This window comes from Allosphingosinicella vermicomposti (assembly GCF_003012815.1).
GTDB lineage: Bacteria > Pseudomonadota > Alphaproteobacteria > Sphingomonadales > Sphingomonadaceae > Allosphingosinicella > Allosphingosinicella vermicomposti.
Map to the genome: position 1 here is coordinate 73,271 of NZ_PXYJ01000002.1, position 21,085 is coordinate 94,355.

Annotated in this window: 17 protein-coding genes and 1 tRNA gene; 8 read left to right on the forward strand and 10 right to left on the reverse strand. The window is 61.6% G+C overall.

Annotated elements, in window-relative coordinates; all coding sequences use genetic code 11:
• Positions 1-112: 112 nt before the first annotated feature.
• Entirely contained in the window at positions 113-268 is a 156-nt protein-coding gene (locus tag C7I56_RS12295; protein WP_158703021.1) for a hypothetical protein, read from the reverse strand.
• Positions 269-389: 121 nt separating this feature from the next.
• On the opposite strand from C7I56_RS12295, the gene C7I56_RS12300 reads away from it, so the two are divergent.
• The 3 genes from C7I56_RS12300 to C7I56_RS06305 are packed head-to-tail and all read left to right on the forward strand — an operon-like array spanning position 390 to position 5,825.
• Positions 390-1,148, forward strand: a complete 759-nt coding sequence (locus tag C7I56_RS12300; protein ID WP_425352383.1) for an ImuA family protein — start codon at positions 390-392, stop codon at positions 1,146-1,148.
• Complete coding sequence (locus C7I56_RS06300; protein ID WP_245409611.1) at positions 1,045-2,586, forward strand: Y-family DNA polymerase; 1,542 nt, start codon at positions 1,045-1,047, stop codon at positions 2,584-2,586. The genes C7I56_RS12300 and C7I56_RS06300 overlap by 104 nt, the downstream gene beginning before the upstream one ends.
• Positions 2,583-5,825 carry an error-prone DNA polymerase gene (locus tag C7I56_RS06305; RefSeq protein ID WP_106639736.1) on the forward strand — a complete coding sequence of 1,081 codons (3,243 nt, stop codon included), beginning with the start codon at positions 2,583-2,585 and terminating at the stop codon, positions 5,823-5,825. The genes C7I56_RS06300 and C7I56_RS06305 overlap by 4 nt, the downstream gene beginning before the upstream one ends.
• A 39-nt stretch (positions 5,826-5,864) precedes the next feature.
• Here C7I56_RS06305 and C7I56_RS06310 read toward each other — a convergent pair.
• Both C7I56_RS06310 and C7I56_RS06315 read right to left on the reverse strand, forming a co-directional pair.
• Positions 5,865-5,940, reverse strand: a tRNA-Ala gene (locus tag C7I56_RS06310).
• Positions 5,941-6,027: 87 nt separating this feature from the next.
• On the reverse strand, positions 6,028-6,351 hold the full coding sequence (locus C7I56_RS06315) for a TIGR02300 family protein (protein ID WP_106639737.1): 324 nt from the start codon (positions 6,349-6,351) through the stop codon (positions 6,028-6,030).
• A 168-nt stretch (positions 6,352-6,519) separates the two neighbouring features.
• On the opposite strand from C7I56_RS06315, the gene aroA reads away from it, so the two are divergent.
• The 4 genes from aroA (at position 6,520) to C7I56_RS06335 (ending at position 10,784) form a co-directional block, all read left to right on the forward strand.
• Positions 6,520-7,824 carry a 3-phosphoshikimate 1-carboxyvinyltransferase gene (gene aroA / locus C7I56_RS06320; protein ID WP_342587699.1) on the forward strand — a complete coding sequence of 435 codons (1,305 nt, stop codon included), beginning with the start codon at positions 6,520-6,522 and terminating at the stop codon, positions 7,822-7,824.
• Positions 7,821-8,450: a (d)CMP kinase gene (locus C7I56_RS06325; protein WP_106639739.1), complete on the forward strand. Its 630-nt coding sequence runs from the start codon at positions 7,821-7,823 to the stop codon at positions 8,448-8,450. The genes aroA and C7I56_RS06325 overlap by 4 nt, the downstream gene beginning before the upstream one ends.
• Before the next feature lie 169 nt (positions 8,451-8,619).
• Positions 8,620-10,326 carry a 30S ribosomal protein S1 gene (gene rpsA, locus C7I56_RS06330; protein ID WP_106639740.1) on the forward strand — a complete coding sequence of 569 codons (1,707 nt, stop codon included), beginning with the start codon at positions 8,620-8,622 and terminating at the stop codon, positions 10,324-10,326.
• 179 nt (positions 10,327-10,505) lie between these two features.
• Positions 10,506-10,784 carry an integration host factor subunit beta gene (locus C7I56_RS06335; RefSeq protein WP_106640168.1) on the forward strand — a complete coding sequence of 93 codons (279 nt, stop codon included), beginning with the start codon at positions 10,506-10,508 and terminating at the stop codon, positions 10,782-10,784.
• A 1,262-nt stretch (positions 10,785-12,046) separates the two neighbouring features.
• On the opposite strand, the gene C7I56_RS06340 is transcribed toward C7I56_RS06335, so the two are convergent.
• The 7 genes from C7I56_RS06340 to C7I56_RS06370 form a co-directional block, all read right to left on the reverse strand.
• The gene (locus C7I56_RS06340; RefSeq protein WP_106639741.1) at positions 12,047-12,949 is read right to left on the reverse strand and encodes a cation diffusion facilitator family transporter; all 903 of its coding nucleotides are present in this window, start codon (positions 12,947-12,949) and stop codon (positions 12,047-12,049) included.
• A 4-nt stretch (positions 12,950-12,953) separates the two neighbouring features.
• On the reverse strand, positions 12,954-13,559 hold the full coding sequence (locus C7I56_RS06345; protein WP_106639742.1) for a cation efflux transmembrane domain-containing protein: 606 nt from the start codon (positions 13,557-13,559) through the stop codon (positions 12,954-12,956).
• A gap of 33 nt (positions 13,560-13,592) precedes the next feature.
• A complete protein-coding gene (locus tag C7I56_RS06350) occupies positions 13,593-16,853 on the reverse strand; it encodes an efflux RND transporter permease subunit (protein ID WP_106639743.1) in 3,261 nt (1,086 codons plus the stop codon).
• 63 nt (positions 16,854-16,916) lie between these two features.
• On the reverse strand, positions 16,917-18,104 hold the full coding sequence (locus C7I56_RS06355) for an efflux RND transporter periplasmic adaptor subunit (RefSeq protein WP_106639744.1): 1,188 nt from the start codon (positions 18,102-18,104) through the stop codon (positions 16,917-16,919).
• Positions 18,105-18,115: 11 nt separating this feature from the next.
• Entirely contained in the window at positions 18,116-19,438 is a 1,323-nt protein-coding gene (locus C7I56_RS06360; RefSeq protein WP_245409612.1) for a TolC family protein, read from the reverse strand.
• 82 nt (positions 19,439-19,520) lie between these two features.
• Entirely contained in the window at positions 19,521-19,769 is a 249-nt protein-coding gene (locus tag C7I56_RS12305) for a hypothetical protein (RefSeq protein WP_158703024.1), read from the reverse strand.
• A gap of 81 nt (positions 19,770-19,850) precedes the next feature.
• Entirely contained in the window at positions 19,851-20,516 is a 666-nt protein-coding gene (locus C7I56_RS06370; protein WP_106639746.1) for a cation efflux transmembrane domain-containing protein, read from the reverse strand.
• A 75-nt stretch (positions 20,517-20,591) separates the two neighbouring features.
• Here C7I56_RS06370 and C7I56_RS06375 point away from each other — a divergent pair, with 75 nt between their 5' ends.
• Positions 20,592-21,023 (forward strand): MerR family transcriptional regulator, encoded by a 432-nt coding sequence (locus C7I56_RS06375; protein WP_106640170.1) that lies wholly within the window; start codon positions 20,592-20,594, stop codon positions 21,021-21,023.
• Positions 21,024-21,085: the final 62 nt, after the last annotated feature.

A 21,085-nucleotide genomic window follows, 5' to 3' on the forward strand; every position in this document is an offset into this window, starting at 1 on the left:
TTGGGGGAGTAGAAATTTTCCTCGTCATTGCGAGCATAGCGAAGCAATCCAGCCGCACGGAACCCAGCCGCAAGGTGGATTGCCGCGTCTCTATACTCCTCGAATGACGAGCCTATCCCAGATAAGTCCCGAAAAACACCAGCCCGCCCATGAAGGCATAGCCAAACTGCCGGAAATCCGCGTCCGAAAGGCCGAGAGTCAGCCACCGCCCACCCATCGGAGGATCGCGGCGCAGCTTGCGGCCGAACAGGAGCGGAGACTGGATCATGCTGCATAAATTAACAAATTGTTTACCTTGTTCCCTGCGCGATGCGGTTGACAGGCACGATATCCATGATGGTATTTGGAACAAAGAGTGAACAATATGAATTGGTGAGTCGAGGTTGGACGTGGCCCTATGCTGCCCTTCTTCGCCCCGGCCCGATCCCGGCAGCCTTCTCCCCGCCTGCTTCGGATTGGGCTGCGATGGCATTGACCAGCGCCTTGGCGGCCTTCCGCGCGGGCGGCTGCACGAGACGATCGGGCGGCAGGCGGAGGATGTCGCGGCCGCCTCCGCTTTCTCCCTGCTCCTCGCCTGGCGGGCCCTCGAACGAAGCAAGCCCCTTCTCTGGATCCGCCATGACAAGGGAGAGCGGCGGTCGGGGCGGCTCGACCCGCATGGCCTTGCCGCCCTCGGCATCGATCCCGCGCGCCTCCTGATCGCGCATGCGGGCGAAGAGAAAGTCGCACTTCAGGCCGGGCTCGATGCGGTGCGTTGTGCAGGCCTTGGCGCGGTGCTGATCGAAATCTGGGGCAAGCCGCCGGTGCTGGATTTGACCGCAACCCGCAAGCTCGGCCTCGCCGCCGAACATTCGGGCGTTACGGTCTTCCTGACCCGGATCGAGGCGCAAGCACAGCCAAGCGCGGCCCACACACGCTGGGAAGTGACGGCCGCGCCCTCCGCCCCCTTCCCCGCCGATGCGCCGGGTTTCCCCGCCTTCGCCCTCACTTTGCTCCGCGACCGGCGGGGCGTGCCGGGCTTTTCCGTCAATTTGGAGTGGGATTGTGACACAGGATCCTTCCGGGAACCGCCGTTACCTCGCGGTCTGGTTCCCCTTCCTGCCCGCCGACCGGCTGCGGCTGGAAGAACGCTCGCCCGCGCCGCCTGAAGGCCCACGCGTCTTCGTCCACAAGGTAAAGGGCGCGATGCGGATCGCGGCGGTGGACGCCCGCGCACTGGAACTCGGCCTGACGCCCGGCCTCGGCCTCGCCGACGCGCGTGCGCGCGTGCCGGACCTAGACGCGCGGGACATGATGCCGGACCGCGACCGTGCCCTGCTGGAGCGGATCGCGGACGGCTGCGAGCGCTACACGCCGATGATCGCGATCGACGGCGAAGATGCGCTGGTGCTGGATATTACGGGATGCGCCCATCTGTATGAGGATGAGCGGGGATTAGCGGGGCATCTCCTTAACTCCCTCTCCCCTTTAGGGGAGAGAGAGCTCTCCCTCCGTCTTGCCCTCGCCAATACCCCCGACAAGGCCCTTGCCCTCGCCCGCTTCGGCTGGAAAGGCGCCACCCCCAACGATCTCCCCGTCGCCGCCCTCCAGGCCTCGCCCCAAACCGAAACCGCCCTCCGCCGCGCCGGCCTCAAGACCATCGGCGACCTCGCCACCCGCCCTAGCGCGCCCCTGGCGGCGCGGTTCGGATCGGCGCTCGTCACCCGCCTCGCCCGCATCCTCGGCGAAGAAGACGCCCGCATCACCCCGCGCCGCGCACCACCGCCGATCATCGTCCACCGCCGCTTCGCCGAGCCCGTCGCCCGCGTCGATGACATGCTCGCCGCGCTCGAAGCCTTGCTCGGCGAAGCGGGCGAAGAGATGGAGCGGCGCCACAAAGGCGGGCGGCGTTTTGATGCCGCCCTCTTTCGCACCGACGGCAAGGTGATGCGCCTCAGCATCGAAACCGGCCACCCCGCCCGCGCGCCCGCTCCGATGATGCGCCTGTTCCGCGAGCGGATCGATGCTTTGCGCGATCCGATCGACCCCGGCTTCGGCTTCGATCTCATCCGCCTGTCCGTGCCGGTGATCGAGCCGCTGGCCCCTTCCTCCCCCTCGCTGGACGGAGAGGAAGAAAAAATGGAGAATGGGATCGACAGCCTGATCGACCGCTTAAGCACCCGCCTCGGCCGCACGCGCGTCACCCGCTTCCTGCCCTACGACACGCACATCCCCGAACAGGCCGCGTTCGAAGCGCCCGCCGTCGATCGCCGCCCCGCGACATGGGACCAGCCGGAAGCGGGCGAACCCCCTCACCGCCCCCTCCACCTTCTCCATCCGCCGCAATTGATCGACGTCACCGCAGAAGTGCCGGACGGCCCGCCCCGCCGCTTCCGCTGGCGTCAGACCATGCATCAGGTCGCGAAATCCGAAGGCCCGGAGCGCATCGCCGCCGAATGGTGGCGCCGCGCGGACGGCAAGGGGCTGACCCGCGATTATTACCGGGTGGAGGACATGGACGGCCGCCGCTTCTGGCTGTTCCGCCACGGCCTCTACGGCGCCGAAAAGGCCCATCCGGATTGGTATATCCACGGCCTGTTCGCATGACCGGTTTCGCCGAAATGGTCGTCGCGACGCATTATTCCTTCCTGCGCGGCGCCTCGCATCCCAGCGACATGGTGGGGCAAGCCATCGCGCTCGGCCATAAGGGCATCGGCATTGCGGATCGCAACACCGTCGCAGGCGTGGTCCGCGCCTGGGTCGCCTTGCGCAATGCCAATGCGGAGGCCCGAGAAAAATTCGGCGAAGAACTCGATTTCAAGCTCGCAGTCGGTGCCCGCCTCGCCTTCGTGGACGGAACGCCGGACATCGTCGCTTATCCCGAAACCCGCTATGGCTGGGGCCGCCTCACCCGCCTCCTCACCGTCGGCAATCGCCGGGCCAAAAAGGGCGATTGTCTCCTCCAGTTCGAAGACCTTCTCGAATATGCTCAGGATTTGCTCCTGATCGTCATGGGCGGTGAAAAGGACGGAGGTATACTCCGCCGCCTTACCGAAGCCGCGCCTGGTAATGTCTGGCTCGCCGCCACCATGCCCCGCACGGGCAAAGACCGGCGTCACCTCGCAACCCTCGCCGCGCTGGCGGATCGCGCCGCCGTCCCCCTCCTCGCCACCAACGATGCCCTTTATGCCGAGCCCGAGCAGCGCCCCCTCCACGACACCCTCACCTGCATCCGAGAAAAGACGACCATTCACGAAGCCGGCCGTCGCCTCGCCGCCAACGCCGAACGCCATCTTAAGGAGGGCGCGGAGATGGCGCGCCTGTTTAAGGATCAGCGCCAAGCCGTGGACGAAAGCCTGAAGCTCCTCTCCCGCATCAATTTCACCCTCGATCAGCTCCGCTACGAATATCCTCACGAACCCGTGCCCGAAGGCCGGGAGCCGCAGGAATGGCTCGAACATTTGACGCTCGCCAAGGCGCATGAACGCTACGGCCCCATCATTCCAGAAAAGGTGCAGAAGATGCTGGATGAGGAGTTCGCCCTCATCCGAAAGAAGAATTACGCTTATTATTTCCTGACCGTTCACGACGTTGTGGCTTATGCGCGGAGCCTGACCCCGCCCATCCTTTGCCAAGGACGAGGCTCAGCGGCCAACTCGGCCGTTTGCTTTCTCCTCAACATTACCTCGGTTGACCCGACCCAGCACAACCTTCTTTTCTCCCGTTTCGTTTCCGAAGAACGGAACGAGCCGCCTGACATCGATGTCGATTTCGAACATGAGCGGCGTGAGGAGGTGATGCAGTATATCTACCAGCGATACGGCCGCCACCGCGCGGGCATTGCGGCGACCGTCATCCACTACCGCCCACGCAGTGCGGTTCGCGAAGTCGGCAAGGCTTTGGGTTTATCGGAGGACATCACCACCCGCCTGTCCAGCACCGTCTGGGGCAGCTTTTCCAGCGGCATGCAGGATGCGCGCTATCAGGAAGCAGGCTTCGCCCTCGATAATCCCGAAATCGCTCGGCTCCAGAGCCTCGTCGATCAGATCCTGCAATTCCCCCGCCACCTGTCTCAACATGTCGGCGGCTTCGTCCTCACCGAAGACCGCCTCGATGAAACCGTGCCGATCCACAATGCGGCGATGGATGAGCGTACCTTCATCGAATGGGACAAGGACGATATCGACGCGCTCGGCCTGATGAAGGTCGATATCCTTGCCCTCGGCATGCTCACCTGCATCCGCAAGGCCTTCGACCTGATCGAAGCGAACGGCGGTCCGCGTTACGAACTGGACACGATCCCGCAGGATCAGCCTGATGTCTACGACATGCTCTGCAACGGCGACAGCATCGGCGTCTTTCAGGTCGAAAGCCGCGCGCAGATCAACATGCTCCCCCGCCTCAAACCGCGCGAATTCTACGATCTTGCCATTCAGGTCGCGATCGTCCGCCCCGGCCCCATTCAGGGTGACATGGTCCATCCCTATTTGAGGCGCAGACAGGGGAATGAGAAGGTCGACTATCCTTCGCCGGCCCCGCCCCACGACCCAGATGAATTGAAGAAAATCCTGAAACGCACGCTCGGTGTCCCCCTATTCCAGGAACAGGCGATGATGCTCGCCATTATCGCAGCAGATTTCACCCCTGCCGAAGCCAATCGCTTGCGCCGCTCCATGGCGACATTCCGCAATGTCGGCGGGATGGAGGATTTTCAGGAAAAGATGATCAAGGGGATGGTCGGCCGGGGCTACGATCAGTCCTTCGCCGAACGCTGCTATCACCAGATCGAAGGCTTCGGAAGCTACGGTTTCCCCGAAAGCCATGCTCTTTCCTTCGCAAGCCTCGTCTACGTCTCCTCCTACATCAAATGCCGCTACCCCGCCGCCTTCGCCTGCGCCCTCCTCAACTCCCAGCCCATGGGCTTCTATGCCCCCGCCCAGATCGTCCGCGACGCACAGGACCATGATGTCGAGGTTCGCCCCATCGATGTAAATGCGAGCAGTTGGGACAACAGTTTGGAAGCGACCACCGGCAAGCCCGCTCTCCGCCTAGGTTTCCGGCAGACGGATGGTTTCAAGGAAGAATGGGCAAGCGCCATTGCCGCCGCGCGCCCCATCCGGGACATTGAAAGTCTGGCCCGTGACACGGCTCTTCCACAGCGCGCGCTGCAGGTGCTGGCCGACGCCGACGCCTTCCGATCGCTGGGCAAAGACCGGCGCGCGGCATTGTGGGACGTACGCCGTTTACCGGGCGGCACCCTCCCCCTGTTCGAACATGCCCGCGCCCGCGAACTGGCAGCAGAAGCCGATGCGCGCCTCCCCGCCATGCCGCTCTCCGAACATGTCGCCGCCGATTATCAGACGACGCGGCTGTCGCTGAAGGGGCATCCGATGCAGTTTCTCCGTCCTCTGTTCGATGCGGAGGGCGTGAAGAGCTGCCTCGCCGCTACGAATGCCCAACGCGATTCCATCGTGCGCACCGGCGGCATCGTCCTCGTCCGCCAGCGTCCGGGCGAAGGAAACGCCATCTTCATCACGCTGGAGGATGAAACGGGCATCGTGAACGTCGTTCTCTGGGCGCGCCTCTTCGAAACCTTCCGCCGCGAGGTGATGGCCGCGCGCCTCATGCTGGTCGAAGGGCAGATTCAGCGGAGCAAGGAGAATGTCGTCCACCTGATGGCGACGCGCATCTACGACCGCTCAGCCGAACTCGCGCGCCTCAGTGACGACCACGACGTCCGCCCCCTCGTCGCCCGGGCGGACGCCGTTGCCCATCCCCAATATCCGCGCAACCACGGCCATCCGCGCAACGTCCGCATCCTGCCCAAATCCCGCGATTTTCATTAGGCAAAGAAAAAGCGCCCCGAAGGGCGCTTCATCGAGAAATGGTGGAGCCGAGGGGGATCGAACCCCTGACCTCTACAATGCCATTGTAGCGCTCTCCCAGCTGAGCTACGGCCCCGAACCTTTTCGCCGCCGGCTGGGAGCCGGGCGGGCGTTTGAGGCGCTGCCTTTAGTTTAGGCAGCAGCGCCCCGCAAGTAGCGATTTTTAGATTTCTTCGTCTTCGTCGCTCGATTTGGTCACGCCGATATCATCGTCGCCGCCAAGATCGACCTCATCGTCCGGATTTTCTTCCGCATCCTCGTCGATTTCCAGATCGTCGGCCGCCAGATCCGCATCGTCCGCGACTTCGGCCTCGCGCTCCTTCTTCGGCGCGTCGTAAGGAAGCGGCTGCTTCGATTTCAGGACGGGTTCCGGCTCCCACGACACGCCGCATTCGATGCAGGTGACGGGATTATCCTTGCCCAGATCGTAGAAACGAGTCGCGCATTTCGGGCAAGTCCGCTTCGAGCCCCATTCAGCTTTCACCATGGGTGAGAGAGCCTCCGCAAAAAGAGTGTGAAAAACCAGCTGGAACCAACAGACCAGCCTTGTTGCCCGGCGCCTTGCCATAGCGAAAGCGCGCTGTCAAAAGCCTTGGCGCTCCTTCCTCCCCCAAGGACGTGTTCAATTCTTATGTCTTGCGTATCTTCGCTACCGGTGGCGTTCAGGTCAGGCAGGCCGCTCATCGGCGCAACCCGGGTTCCGGGCGATAAATCCATTTCCCACCGCGCCCTGATGCTCGCCGCGATCGCGAGCGGAAGAAGCCGCATCACCGGCCTCTCTCCGGGCGGAGATGTTCGTTCCACCGCCGATGCCCTGCGACAGATGGGCGTCGCCATTTCCAACGAAGGCGATCAGTGGACAGTGGAAGGTCGCGGCGAAGCCGGTCTGTCGGAGCCTCCCGGTCCGATCGACCTTGGCAATAGCGGCACGTCGGCCCGGCTGCTGATGGGCCTCATCGCCAGCCACCCGATACGTGTGACGATAATCGGCGATTCGTCGCTGAGCCAGCGGCCGATGGAGCGCGTCGCGGCGCCGCTCCGCACCATCGGCGCGGCGATCCAGGCGAGCCCTGGCGGCACGCTTCCGGTCACGGTCGAAGGTCAGGGCAAGGCCATGCCGCGCCATCATCGCCTCGCCATTGCGTCGGCGCAGGTCAAATCGGCATTGATGCTTGCCGCGCTTCGCACGCCCGGGACGAGCAGCGTGACCGAGCCTGTCGCGACGCGCGACCATAGCGAACGGCTGTTCGACCGCTTCGGCGCCCCGATTTCCATCGAAGAAGATGAAGCGGGCGGGCGCACAATCACCATCACCGGTCCGGCGGCGCTCACGGCGCAGGATATTCGCGTTCCGGGCGACCCGTCCTCCGCCGCTTTTCTCGCGGTCGCGGCATTGATCGTGCCGGGTTCGGACATCTTCATCCGCGACGTCTGCATCAATCCGCTGCGCACCGGCCTGTTCGAAGCGCTGCGGCAGATGGGCGGGGACATTATTTTCGTGGACAAGAAAATGGTGGACGGGGAGCCGGTCGCCAACATCCGCGCCCGCCATTCCCGCCTCTCCGCAATCGACATCGCACCCCAGAAGGTGCCGTCGATGATCGACGAATTCCCGATTTTCTTCATCGCGGCGGCCTTTGCGGATGGAACGAGCCGTGCCCGCGGCCTTCGCGAACTGCGCGTCAAGGAATCGGACCGCATCACTGCTATGGCGGACGGACTGAAGGCGATCGGGGTCGATGTCGAGGAATCGGAAGACGGCCTTGCCATCACCGGCAGCGGCGGCGGCCATCTGCGCGGCGGCGCATCGATCGCCTCGCGGCTCGATCACCGCATCGCGATGAGTTTCGCCGTCGCTGGTCTTCATTGCGATGAAGCTGTAACGATCGACAGCATGATGCCGGTGGATACGAGCTTCCCCGGCTTTATCGAGAGATTGAGGGAATTGCAGAACGCATGATCATCGCCGTGGATGGGCCGGCCGCGAGCGGCAAGGGAACGATCGCCCGGGCACTCGCGCGCCATTACGGCCTGCCGCATCTCGACACAGGCCTTCTCTATCGCGCTGTGGGCCTCAACCTCCTGCGCTGGGGCGGCGATCCCGACAGCGAGTTTGCAGCGGTGCGCGCCTGCGACTTTGCCCAAGTGGACTTCGACGATCCGGAATTGAAGAGCGAGACGGTAGGCGGCCTCGCCTCGCGCATTTCGGCTTATCCGATGGTCCGCGAAACCCTGCTCGCCCGGCAACAGGATTTCGCCCGGCAGGATGGCGGCGCCGTTCTCGACGGTCGCGATATCGGGACGGTGATCGCGCCCGATGCCCCGGCCAAGCTCTTCGTCACCGCCGCTCCGGAAGTCCGTGCTATGCGCCGCCATGAAGAACTGAAGCGCATGGGGCGCACCACCCATCTCGACGACGTCCTTATCGACATTCGCGCCCGCGACGAACGGGACATGGGCCGGTCCACCGCGCCTCTCGTTCAGGCGGACGATGCCGACTTGCTCGATACCAGCGATATGACTATAGACGCGGCCGTCCAGCGGGCCGTTGCGCTCGTGGAGGCCCGGCTCAAGCACAGCGCGTGAGGATGTTTTAGGCTAACCGCCTGACCCTGCGCGCCTTTTCGCTTTTCCAGCCCTTCCACACGCATAGCCTTAAAGGACGCCGCGACCGGCATGGTGCCGCCGCGGCATTTTGGGCCAAGACTGCCGGAGACAACCGGCAGCCGGAAAAGCAACAAAGGATATCAGCTTTATGGCCACGTCGGCAAACCCGACCCGCGACGATTTCGCGGCACTCCTCAATGAACATCTTGGCGGCGAAAACGAAAATTTCGAAGGCCGTGTCGTTAAGGGCACCGTCACCGGAATTGAAAATGACCTCGCCGTCATCGACGTCGGTCTGAAGTCCGAAGGCCGCGTGCCGCTGCGCGAATTCGCAGCGCCGGGTCAGAAGGCTGAACTCAAGGTCGGTGACGAAGTCGAAGTCTATGTCGACCGCGTCGAAAACCATCAGGGCGAAGCGATGCTGTCGCGCGACCGCGCACGCCGCGAAGCCGCCTGGGACAATCTTGAAACCGAATATGCCGCCGGCAACCGCGTCGAAGGCGTGATCTTCGGCCGCGTGAAGGGCGGCTTCACCGTCGATCTTTCGGGCGCCGTGGCCTTCCTTCCGGGCAGTCAGGTCGACATCCGTCCAGTTCGCGACGTGCAGCCGCTGATGGACCTGCCGCAGCCGTTCCAGATCCTGAAGATGGATCGCCGTCGCGGTAACATCGTCGTGTCGCGCCGCGCGATCCTGGAAGAAACCCGCGCCGAACAGCGCACGGGCCTCATCCAGAACCTCGCCGAAGGTCAGGTCATCGACGGCATGGTCAAGAACATCACCGATTACGGCGCGTTCGTGGACCTGGGCGGCATCGACGGCCTGCTCCACGTTACCGACCTTAGCTACAAGCGGGTCAACCACCCGTCGGAAGTTCTCAACATCGGCGACACCGTCAAGGTTCAGATCATCCGCATCAACCGCGACACGCAGCGCATCAGCCTCGGCATGAAGCAGCTCGAAAGCGATCCGTGGGAAGGCGCGCAGGCCAAATATCCGATTGGCGGCGTGTTCCAGGGCCGCGTCACGAACATCACCGAATATGGTGCGTTCGTTGAACTCGAAGCCGGTATCGAAGGCCTCGTCCACGTTTCGGAAATGAGCTGGACGAAGAAGAATGTCCATCCGGGCAAGATCGTCTCCACCAGCCAGGAAGTCGAAGTGGCTGTTCTGGAAGTGGACGAAGAAAAGCGCCGCATCAGCCTTGGCCTCAAGCAGGCTCAGGCCAATCCGTGGGCCGCTTTTGCTGAAAAGCACCCGGTCGGCAGCGAACTCGAAGGCGAAGTGAAGAATTCGACCGAATTTGGTCTCTTCATCGGCCTCGAAGGCGACGTCGACGGCATGGTCCACATGTCGGACATCGCATGGGGCATTTCGGGAGAAGACGCGCTCAATCTCCACCACAAGGGCGAGATGGTGAAGGCCGTCGTGCTCGACGTGGACGTCGAGAAGGAACGCATCAGCCTCGGCATGAAGCAGCTTGAGCGTGGTGGTGTTTCCGCCGCTGGCGCAAGCGGCGGCGCTGGCGTCAACAAGAACGATATCGTCACCGTGACCGTTCTTGAAGTCCGCGACGGCGGCCTCGAAGTGCAGATTGGCGAAGACGGTGCAACCGGCTTCCTCAAGCGCACCGATCTTGGCCGCGACCGCGACGAACAGCGTCCGGAACGCTTCCAGGTCGGCCAGAAGTTCGACGCGATGGTCACCGGCTTCGATCGTTCGAAGAAGCCGAACTTCTCGATCAAGGCAATGCAGATCGCCGAAGAGAAGCAGGCCGTGGCTCAGTACGGATCGTCGGATTCGGGAGCGAGCCTTGGCGATATTCTTGGCGAAGCGCTGAAGCAGCGTAATAGCTAAGAAATGAAAGAGCGGGGACTTGACGAAAGTCCCCGCTCTTTTCATGAAGGCAAGACAAGTCTCTCTCTTCACCGCCCCGAGTGAGAGTTATTGTTGCTAAAATGCAAATCTAATGCAATTGAGCCGGCCGGGTCGCGATGGCGATCGATAATGGTTCGGTTCCAAAGGGGGGAATTGAAGTGATCCGTTCAGAACTCGTGCAAAAGCTTTGCGACGACCATCCCGATCTCAGGATCAGGGAAATCGAACGCGTCGTATCGTCCTTCTTCGACGCGATTTCGGATCAGCTTCAGCAGGGCGGCCGCGTTGAGCTGCGTGGCTTCGGCGCCTTCTCCACCCGCGACCGCGACGCCCGCAAGGGTCGCAATCCGCGTACCGGCGAAGCCGTCGATGTCGACGCCAAGCGCGTTCCCTATTTCAAGCCCGGCAAGGAAATGCGCGAGCGCCTGAACGTCTGAGCGCTGGAAGATTTTCAGTTTTTAACCCCGCTAGGGCTGAGCCTGTCGAAGCCCGTTCCAGCCGTCCTTCGACAAGCTCAGGACTAGCGGGGAATTAAGGTTGAATCTCAAGAGGACTTGACCCGACCCGCCTCCCCCGTCCACGGGATTGCAACAGTGCGGACGTGGCGGAATGGTAGACGCCAGAGACTTAAAAACTGTTTCCTTACTCGGTTCGTCGCATTTTTTGAGCATAAGAAATGGCTGAGATCCGCCATTCTTGACGCGACGGGTTGCGATGGAAGCCGAGCTTGCTGGCGCTGAGAACCAAATAAGAACCACGCGGAAGCGATTCGCGGGAAAGTTCTGGCATTCGCCGGAGTGGTGTGGCACGTCGCCCCAGCACACGTGCGGACGTGGCGAAATCGGTAGACGCAGCAGACTTTAATTGGAGTGCCCGGGCGGAAACGCCCGGAGTAGAACCGCTCAAAGTCGGGGAACGCTAACGGGCTCTGCGGATCCCTAGGCCAATCCCGAGCCAAGCCCCTCCCCTTACGGGCGGCGGAAGGTGTAGAGACTGGACGGGCGGCGCCTAAAGCCTTCATGGCCATGGCGAAGGGACAGTCCGGACCACGAACGCTTCCCTGAAGCGGCGGTGAAAGCCGAAGTGGTGCGAAAATCTGTTATCCTCCGGGGTGTGCGGGTTCGAGTCCCGCCGTCCGCACCATAGGCGTCTGAATAACTACACCATTCGGATTCGGCATATGCTCGACGGGTGAGCCGTGGCTAACGGGTCCGATTCACTAACGTCGCCTGATGACGAACGAGAATGAATAGGTGTAATCAGGTATCCGCGCCTGCTTAGCGACCGGTAGGCTCTCTTCGTTCGGGGAAATTAAATTGGGCTGGAAAGCAGCGAATGAATGCTAAATGCTTTATTGCCTCAAGCCCTCTTCTCCTAGCTTCAGCTTGCGGGGAAGGATCACCGAGCACCAATGAAATCCGTGCAGCCTATGCCGTCCATATGGGAATAGATCCCGTTCACGAGGTTGGGATGAGGGCTCGCGCCCAACCCGTTGTCATCCCCAATCAGGAGCCGGACTGCTCCTCAGATGGTAATGGCCACTTCGATTGTCGCATCCGGGTGATCTATGAAAGTCCGGCCGGACCGGCGAGCCAGCAGCAGACAATTCATATCCGGCGGACGGCGGATTCCTGGATTATCGATAGCCTCAATTAGCCAAAAGCACTTGCAGGCGTTGACGCGTAATCACTCCTTTCCGTCAGGGATGGACGTGAGAGGCATCTGAACACGCTTCCTGTTCGACCTGCACAGTCACGTGCTCGATATCAAACCTTTCGGCAAATACTTCCGTCACAGCAAGGCGCACCGCTTCGCCCGCAACAGCGTCGGAAAGCTCTATATGAACAGAGGCGCTGATATCATCGCTCGTCAAAGACCAGACGTGAAGGTCGTGGACGCCAGCGACGCCCGCAGTTCCTGAGATCGCGGACCGTATTTCACTAAGATCCAGCCCTCTGGGCACTCCTTCAAGCAGAACGTGTGTAGTGTCCCTCAGCAGTATCCATGTTCTTGGAAGCACCCACAGGCCGATGCCGACCGCGACCAGGGGATCGATCCACTGCCACCCCGTCAGCATGATGATCCCGGCCCCCAAGATTACGCCGATCGACCCGAGCATGTCCGCCCAAACTTCTAGATAAGCCCCTTTTACGTTGAGGCTATTCTCCTTGCCCGCCGACAAGAGGCGCATCGCGACGATATTCACGACCAATCCTACCGCCGCTACTGCGAGCATTCCTCCGGTCTGCACTTCCACGGGTTCATAGAAGCGTCCAGCGGCTTCCAAAAGAACGTATCCCGCCACCGCAAACAACAGCAGTGCGTTGAATGCTGCTGCCAGTATCTCGAACCGGCGATACCCAAAGGTTCTCTCATTATCAGCAGGGCGCTGCCCGACCTTCACGGCGGCCAATGCGATGGCCAGTGCCGCTGCGTCCGTGAACATATGGGCGGCGTCGGAAAGCAAAGCCAAACTGTTAAAGACGAACGAGCCGATTAACTCGGCAATCAGGAATATCGTGGTCAGTCCAAGCGCAAGCGCGAGCATTTTGCTGTTCGCGCCCGCGCCGTGACTGTGAGAGTGGTCGTGTCCTGCGCCCATGACTTCAGGCTTCCTTTGCTAGCTTAGCCTCACAATTGGCGTCCCTCCAGATTTCAAGCCCACCCTTGATGGCAATAGCGGCGACAGCGACGCCGACCACTAAGTCAGGCCATGCCTGCCCGGTCCAAAGGACCACCGCGCCTGCGACTAGAATGCCTGCGTTCGAGAGGAAATCGTTGGCGCTGAATGTCTGAGCGGCCCTTAGGTTCACATCCGCCTTCCGTACGCGCTTCAAGAGCCATAGACATATGGCATTGATGATTGCTGCTCCGAGCGCCATGGTCATCATGGTGTAGCCAATGGGCTCGGTTCCCATAAGTACGCGGCGGGCAGCGTCCAGGAGAACACCAACCGCGAAAATCATGAGCATCACGCCGGAAACCCTTGCGGCCGCCCGCTTCCATCGTGGCGGGCGGCCAAGTGCAAGAAGACTTATGACGTAAACAACTCCGTCTGATGCGTTATCGAGAGCATTCGCGATCAGGGCGCTAGAGTCGCCGAGCCAACCTGTAATCGCGAATGCCACAGCTAATCCGATGTTCAGGAGAAGAACGATCCAGAGGATCCTTCGTTGGCTAAGCGAAGTAAGGTTGAAGTCCCTCTCGCCCATTATCGTTCCAGCTCCTCTTTTGTTCAGTCGCGATCACGAAGATGCAGGCAGCGGACCGCCAAGAGCATCCTCGTCGTCATAGTCGCCTCGCACATGGCGCCGCCCCTTGTCGCGAAGCAGGAGCTTGCTCAGCGCGGGAAGAACGAACAGGGTCAAAGCGGTCGAAGTAATCAAGCCTCCGATCACCACCACCGCCAGGGGCTTCTGGACTTCCGCACCCTGGCCGGTAGCAAGCGCCATCGGCACAAAGCCCAACGAAGCCACAAGGGCCGTCATCAAAACGGGCCGCAGCCGCTTGATTGCGCTGTCGTGGATCGCTTGATCGATTGGCACCCCCTGCGATCGCAAATCTTCCACCGAGCTCATGAGCACCAACCCGTTCAGAACGGCGATACCGGAGAGTGCAATGAACCCCACGGCTGCCGAGATTGAGAAAGGCAAGCCAGCAACGGCCAGGCCGAACACGCCGCCGGCTAATGCGAGGGGGATCGCCGAGTAGATGGCCAAAGCCGGCCGCACCCCCCGCAAACCAATGAACAACAGGCCGAAGATCGCACTGAAAACGACCGGGATCATGATCGACAGCCGTCGACTTGCGGCTTGCAGGTTCTCGAACTGGCCTCCCCATTCGATGAAAACCCCCGGAGGCAGGTCGACGTTCTGCTCAACTGCGGCCTGTGCATCGGCCACATAGGAGCCAAGATCCCGGCCTCGCACGTTGGCCTGCACCACAACACGGCGCTGGCCATTCTCTCGACTTACCTGATTGACGCCCTCGGACATCTGGAACGTAGCCAGCTCACGCAGGGGCACCGATTGTCGCACGCCAGATCCGGTATCCGGAAGCATCACTGGGAGAGCGCCAGCTGCTTCAAGATCATTCCTGGTGGCATTCTCCAATCGAACGACGATGTCGAAGCGCCTGTCTCCTTGGAAGACAATGCCTGCCTCCCGTCCCCCCAAGGCCGCAGCCACTGTGTCGGTGACATCTTCGATGGCCAGACCGTAACGCGAGATTGCGTCCCGGTTGAATTGCAGATCCAGAGTTGGGAAGCCTGCTGTCTGCTCCACCCGAAGGTCCGCTGTTCCTTCGATGCGGCTCATGGCCTGAGAGATACGGCGGGCTACCTGCCCGAGCTGATCAAGGTCTTCCCCGAACACTTTCACAGCGATATCGCCGCGAACCCCAGCAATCAGTTCGTTGAACCGCATTTCGATCGGCTGACTGAGCTCGTATGCGTTTCCGGTAAGGTTTTCCATCCTCTGCTCGATACGCTCGATCACCTCTTCCTTGGTTTCGACACCCTCAGGCCATTGCTCCTTCGGCCGCAGGATGATGAACGAGTCCGAGGCATTCTGCGGCATTGGATCCGTGGCAACTTCTGCGGTGCCCGTCTTTGAATAAACATAAGCCACCTCAGGGAGAGACGAGATGGCCCGCTCCACCCGAAGTTGCATGTCCTTGGATTGTTCGAGCGATGTCGACGGAATGCGCAACGTCTGCATCGCGAGGTCACCCTCGTCCAGCTGCGGGATGAACTCCCGGCCAAGACTGGTAAACATGAGAGCCGCGATTAGGAACGTACCCACGCCAGCACCAATCCATGGCCAGGGTCGCGCGAGAACTCGACCCAGGACCGGTTCATACCTGCTCTTCGTCCATGCGATCGCCCTCACCTCTTTCTCGGAGACTTTGCCCCGTATGAGGAGAGCAACCATGGCAGGAACGAAAGTCAGAGAAAGGATGAATGCGCCTGCGAGCGCAAGCATGACCGTGACCGCCATCGGCGTGAACATCTTGCCTTCCACACCGGTGAAGGTCAGCAGCGGCGCAAATACGAGGAATATGATGGCCTGCCCGTATATTGTCGGCTTCACCATCTCTCGGGCGGCCTCGAACACTTCGTGCAGCCTCTCGGGCAGCGTCAGCAGACGACCTTCGTGGTGCTGGCGTTCGGCCAAACGCCTCAAGCAGTTTTCAACGATGATGATAGAACCGTCAACGATGAGGCCGAAATCCAGCGCACCGAAGCTCATCAGGTTGCCTGAAACGCCCAACCTATTCATCCCGATCGCCATCATTAGAAACGAGAGCGGAATTACGAGAGTGGCGATGATCGCCGCTCGAATATTTCCAAGGAGGAAGAACAGCACAGCGATCACCAGCAGAGCGCCTTCCACGAGGTTCTTCTCGACCGTGGCGATCGTGGATTCGACGAGTGAGGATCGGTTGTAGACCGGGGTTACCATAACCCCTGGCGGAAGTGACTTTGAGACCTCCTTCAGCCTTCCAGAGACGGCATCTGCAACAATGCGGCTATTGCCCCCCGCAATCATGAGCGCCGTTCCGATGACCGTTTCGCGGCCCTCCATGGAAGCAGCACCCGTGCGAAGTTCACCGCCGACGCGAACGGTCGCTACGTCCCCAACTCGGACTGGCACGCCGCCTCGGTTAGCAACTGCTGCACTTGCGATTTCGTCGATGTGACGAATTCGAGCGTCAGCGCGCACGAGATAGGCTTCTCCGGCACGCTCAACGAAGTTGGCACCAACCGAAATATTGGCTCGCTCAAGGGCCTCGGCGAGTTCCGAGAACGAGATACCATAGGCCGCCAGGCGCCCCGGGTCGGGCTGAACCAGGAATTGCTTCTCATAGCCGCCGATGGAGTCGATACCAGCTACTCCCTCCACGGTACGCAATTGCGGCCGCACCACCCAGTCCTGGACCGTACGGAGGTACGCCAACCGCGAGACGTCATCGGTCAGCCGCTCACCCTCGGGCGTAAGGTAGGATTCGTCCGGCTGGAAGCCGGGTCGTCCCGGGATTTTCGGAGATTTGGCTGTGGCAGTCGGCGCGTAATGCACGGACCACATCAGAACCTCGCCCAGTCCGGTGGAGACCGGCCCCATTTGGGGCTCAACTCCTGCAGGTAAACTCTCTCGAGCTTGGCTGAGGCGCTCAGCTACCTGCTGGCGGGCGAAGTAGATGTCGATGTTCTCGTCGAACACTGCCGTGACTTGACTGAACCCGTTCCGGGAAACGGACCGGGTGTGATCCAGTCCGGGGATTCCGGCGAGTGCCGTCTCCATTGGAAAGGTCACAAGCCGCTCCATATCGAGCGGGCCGAAAGCAGGTGCGGATGTGTTGACCTGAACCTGTTTGTTCGTGATGTCCGGCACCGCGTCGATCGGCAGCCGGAAGAGCTGGATCGCACCAAACACGGCGACCAAGAGGGTGACGATCACGACGGCCCAGCGGAAGCGGACCGAAGCGTCTAGAATACGATCTATCATGATGAAGCGATCCTGTGGCCGCTCACAAGCGGCGTGCAGCGGAGGGCGAGGCGGAAACCGGGTTTAATGTTCGGCCTCGCTTGCACCGAGCTGGGATTTGAGCACGAAGGCGCCGGCGGTAACGACGACCTGACCAGGCCGAAGTCCTTCCGTGATCTCGACGCGGCCAGACGACCTGCTGCCCACCGTAACCGGAACGGCCTGAAATCCTCCCCCCGTTTGGACGAACACAACCTCCCGGCCTTCAACCTGCTGAACCGCTTCCTCAGGCAGAACGATGGCTCCGCTTGTCACGGTGCCCCGCGGCGCGATGCGTACACGCACGGCCTGCCCTTGTGCCAGCGCTGCGCTACTGACCGGCTGAAGAACAATCGTCGCCGCCCGACTTTCGGGATCGAGCGCCGGCGTTGTGGACCGAACGACCGCATCCAATGTCGCCCCATTTGGCAACTCGATGACTGCAGGATCGCCTTGCCGGATATTCTGCGCTTCCAGTGCGGTAACGGCAGCTTCGATCTGAATGCGCCTTGGATCCGAAACGTTGAAAAGCTCTGCGCCGGCGGCGACAAATGCCCCTAGCTGAGTGTCTATCTCGGTTATGCGCCCGGAAATCGGGCTCCGAACGGCAAGGTAACGTCCGTTCCCGACTACACCTGCAGTCCGGACTGCGGCCTCGGTCCGTTGCAGTTCGGCTTCGGCTTGTGCCCGAGCTGCATTTGCAGCTTCCAGGTCTTGTCGCGCCGTGATCTTTGCATTGAATAGGCGCTGCTCTCGCGCAGCCGCAGCGCGGGCCGCTTGTGTTCGCGCAGCGGCGGCATTGCGCTCCGCCAGGAAAGCAGCTGCTTCACGGCTCTCTAGTAGAGCGACCGTCTCACCAGCCCCCACAGGGTCTCCGAGGCGCTTGCTGATCCGCACGACCGCGCCGTCTGCGCGTGCGGTGAGTAAAGCCTGTCCTTCAGGGGGAGCCGTGACGCTCGCCTGCGAGATGATCTCGGCAGCAATAGAGCCCTCTTTGACCGTGATCGTTCGTATGCCGCTTGCCGCAATCCGAGCCTGCGTCATCGGTATGAAACCTTCCCGACCTTCCGCTTCTTCCTGACCCTCCTCGCTACCCTCTCCCGCTGCCTGCGCATTCTCAGCGGGTTCGATCGACCTTCCGACCCATACGCCGCCAATTCCGGCGAGCAACGCAATGGCGGCAGCGCCTCCCAGCAGCTTGTTTCGATCCTGCATGTTCGTGATCAAATTCATTTTCTATGTCCTTATTGCGCCGATGACCGGCCGAGTTCGGCCGTGGCGAGCGCCTGCGCGAGGCGCGCTTCGACGAGGGCCGTCTCAACGGCGCGAAGCGCTTCCTGCGCATCCAGAAGTTCAAGGAGCGACGCACGACCTTCGCGATAGGATATCTGCGCGAGGCGGAGAGCTTCAGCCGCCTCCGGCACGGCAGCATCGGCCAAGGCCTCCGCCCTCGCTTGCGCCGCCTCAAGGTTCGTGATCGCGTTCCGCCCTCTCACGCGCGCTGATGCCCTCGCGTTGACGAGGTTGGCTTCGGCGGCCCGAACGTTGGCCCGCGCAGCAGCTATACCGCCCTGATTCCGGTCGAAGATCGGGATGGGCATCGAAACGCCCCCGACAAGAGCCACATCTCCAGATTGGCGAACATGCCGCACACCAAGCCCAACGGCAGGGTCGAGGCGGCTAGCCGAAACCTCACGGTCGACCTCAGCCTCAGCCCGTAGGCGCTCGGCCTCGGCGAGCCGCACTTCCAAGCTACGTTCTGGATCAAACGTCTGCGGCGTGAGATCGATTTCACTCCCCGCCACAACCGTAGGCGGTTCGGTGACCCCGAAGAGCCCCGCAAGCGTGCCACGTGCCGCCGCCTCTTCCGCCTGTGCTGCCTGCAGCTCCGCGCCCGCCTGTGCGGCCGCAGATCGCGCGCGCAAGGCTCGCAAGGGAGGTTCCCGTCCCTCCTCGACCAACGTCACAGCGATGCTCGCTAGATCCCGCGCCCACTGCTCGTTCTGAGCGGCAATCCGTAGTCTCTCCCGTGCACTCACCGCGCGCGCAAACTGCTCCCTTACCGAACGGGCAAGGTCGGCGCGGGCGATGCTCAGGCGAAGCTGCTCCGCTGCCAGTTCGGCCTCAGCTGCCGCCACCCTGCTCCGCCGCCGACCACCAAGGTCGAGGCGCTGATTGACTGCAAGGGTCGTCTCAGTGCCGCGAAAGCCTGAGAGCTCCCCAGTTCCGGCGAAGTTTTCGACCTCCAGACTCAATTCTGGATTCGATCGAAACCCGGCTTGGCGAATTCGGGCTTGGGCCGCTTCGACCCTTGCGCGCCCTGCAATTACGGCTGGTGCGCGTGCCTCGGCCTCCTCCAGCGCTTGCTGGAGCGTAAGCGACTGCGGCAACGGGCCTTCGCGCCGAGAGAGGGGCACGCTGCGCAACTCCGGAGCCGGAGGGCCCAAAGGAGTTGTCGTTGGCGCACCCACGCGGGGCGTAGCAGGCGTACCCACCTGCCCGCTTGCGCCCACCCCATAGATAGGGAGCAAGACCGCAGCCGTGGCTGCGACGAAGAAGAATTTCATTATGATGACTCCTGACGACGCGGGACGACCGGTTGGGCTTGCCAACCGGTGTAGCTAGCGTGTCGTCAGGCGATCGGAGGTCTCAGGGCCGCTCCAGGCGAAGCCCCGACACGAAAAGGAACTGCGGCGGTCCGGTTGCCGATGCCAGCCATTTGAACGACATTGCCAGCGTGCGCATCGGTCGGAACCCCGACACAATGGCCATGGCAGGTGCCGTGGTGATGAGGTACACCCTTTTCGGCATCAGCAGGAACTTCGTCGCCGTCGCCTTCGAAATGGCCGGCCACCTCGCCACTCGCCACTTCACCACATTTTGTGACTTCGATGGCATGCGCAGCGCTTCCGGACCATACCATAAGGGCCAGCATCAAGGCACTGAAAAGGGGTAGCAGGCGGTGCATGGGGCGTCCTCTTAACAGCTATTGCCTGGCAATGGGAGAGCTGACCGCGATCCGCCGTTACTCAAGCGCTCTTCCTCAAGTTCTCGCCTCGCCTGGCGAATGATCTGCCGACCGCCCGATATGCCGAGAGCAGCAAGAATACTTGCCACGATGAGATCCGGCCAGGCGGTACCGGTGCCAAAAACACCAGCAGCGGCAGCTACCACGGCCATGTTTCCCACCGCGTCGTTGCGTGAGCAAATCCAGACCGACCGCATGTTCGCATCGCCGGACCTGAACCGATAGAGGAGAAGAGCCACCACTGCGTTTGCAACGAGTGCCATGATGCCGATGATACCCATCGTCTCGGCGTCGGGTAGGGTGCCAACGTAGGCGGCATAGGCTGTGCTGAGGAGCACCCAAAGCCCGAGGATTAGCAGCGTCGCTCCTTTGAAGAGCGCAGCTCGAGCCCGCCAAGTCAGCGCCATCCCGGCAACGGCAAGGCTGATCGCGTAGTTGGCCGCGTCCCCAAAAAAGTCGAGTGCGTCCGCCTGGAGAGAGCGGGAGTGTGAGGCCACGCCAGCACCCAGCTCCACGGCGAACATGCCGGCATTCACTATCAGCGCGATCCATAAAGCGCGCCTCCATTTGGGGCCAACGTTCCGGGGCGCCTCGGATGTGCAGCTATTGCAGGCCATGATTGTCACTCTCGAACGAATCAGAATGACGCTTATATGGTCCCTGTAGCAACTACAGGGTCAAGGCCGATGGGCATGAAAATCGGAGAGCTGTCGCGAGCCACCGGCACCAATGTGGAGACCATCCGATATTACGAACGCATCGGCCTGCTTCCTGCGCCTTCGCGAACGGCAGGAAATTACCGCGACTATTCTCAAACGCACCTCGACCGTCTCAACTTCGTTCGACATGCTCGTGGTCTTGGCTTCGACATCGCCGATATCCGGTCTCTTCTTAATCTGGCGGAGCAACCGGATAGGGATTGTGGCGAAGCAGACAAGATCGCGTCCGGACATCTGAAGAGTGTCGAAGCGAAGATAAGCCGCTTGGAGCAACTGCGTTCAGAGTTGAAACACATGATCACGCAGTGCCGAGGCGGGCAGGTATCGGAGTGCAGAATTATGGAAGCACTGGGGGATCACGATCATTGCTCGACTGCCCACGTTCCCAATGGAATCCTTTCCTGAGAGCTTCCTTGGTTTCCCTAGGCGAGCAGCCGACGTGCTGTCTTCAGACACGCCTCTATCGA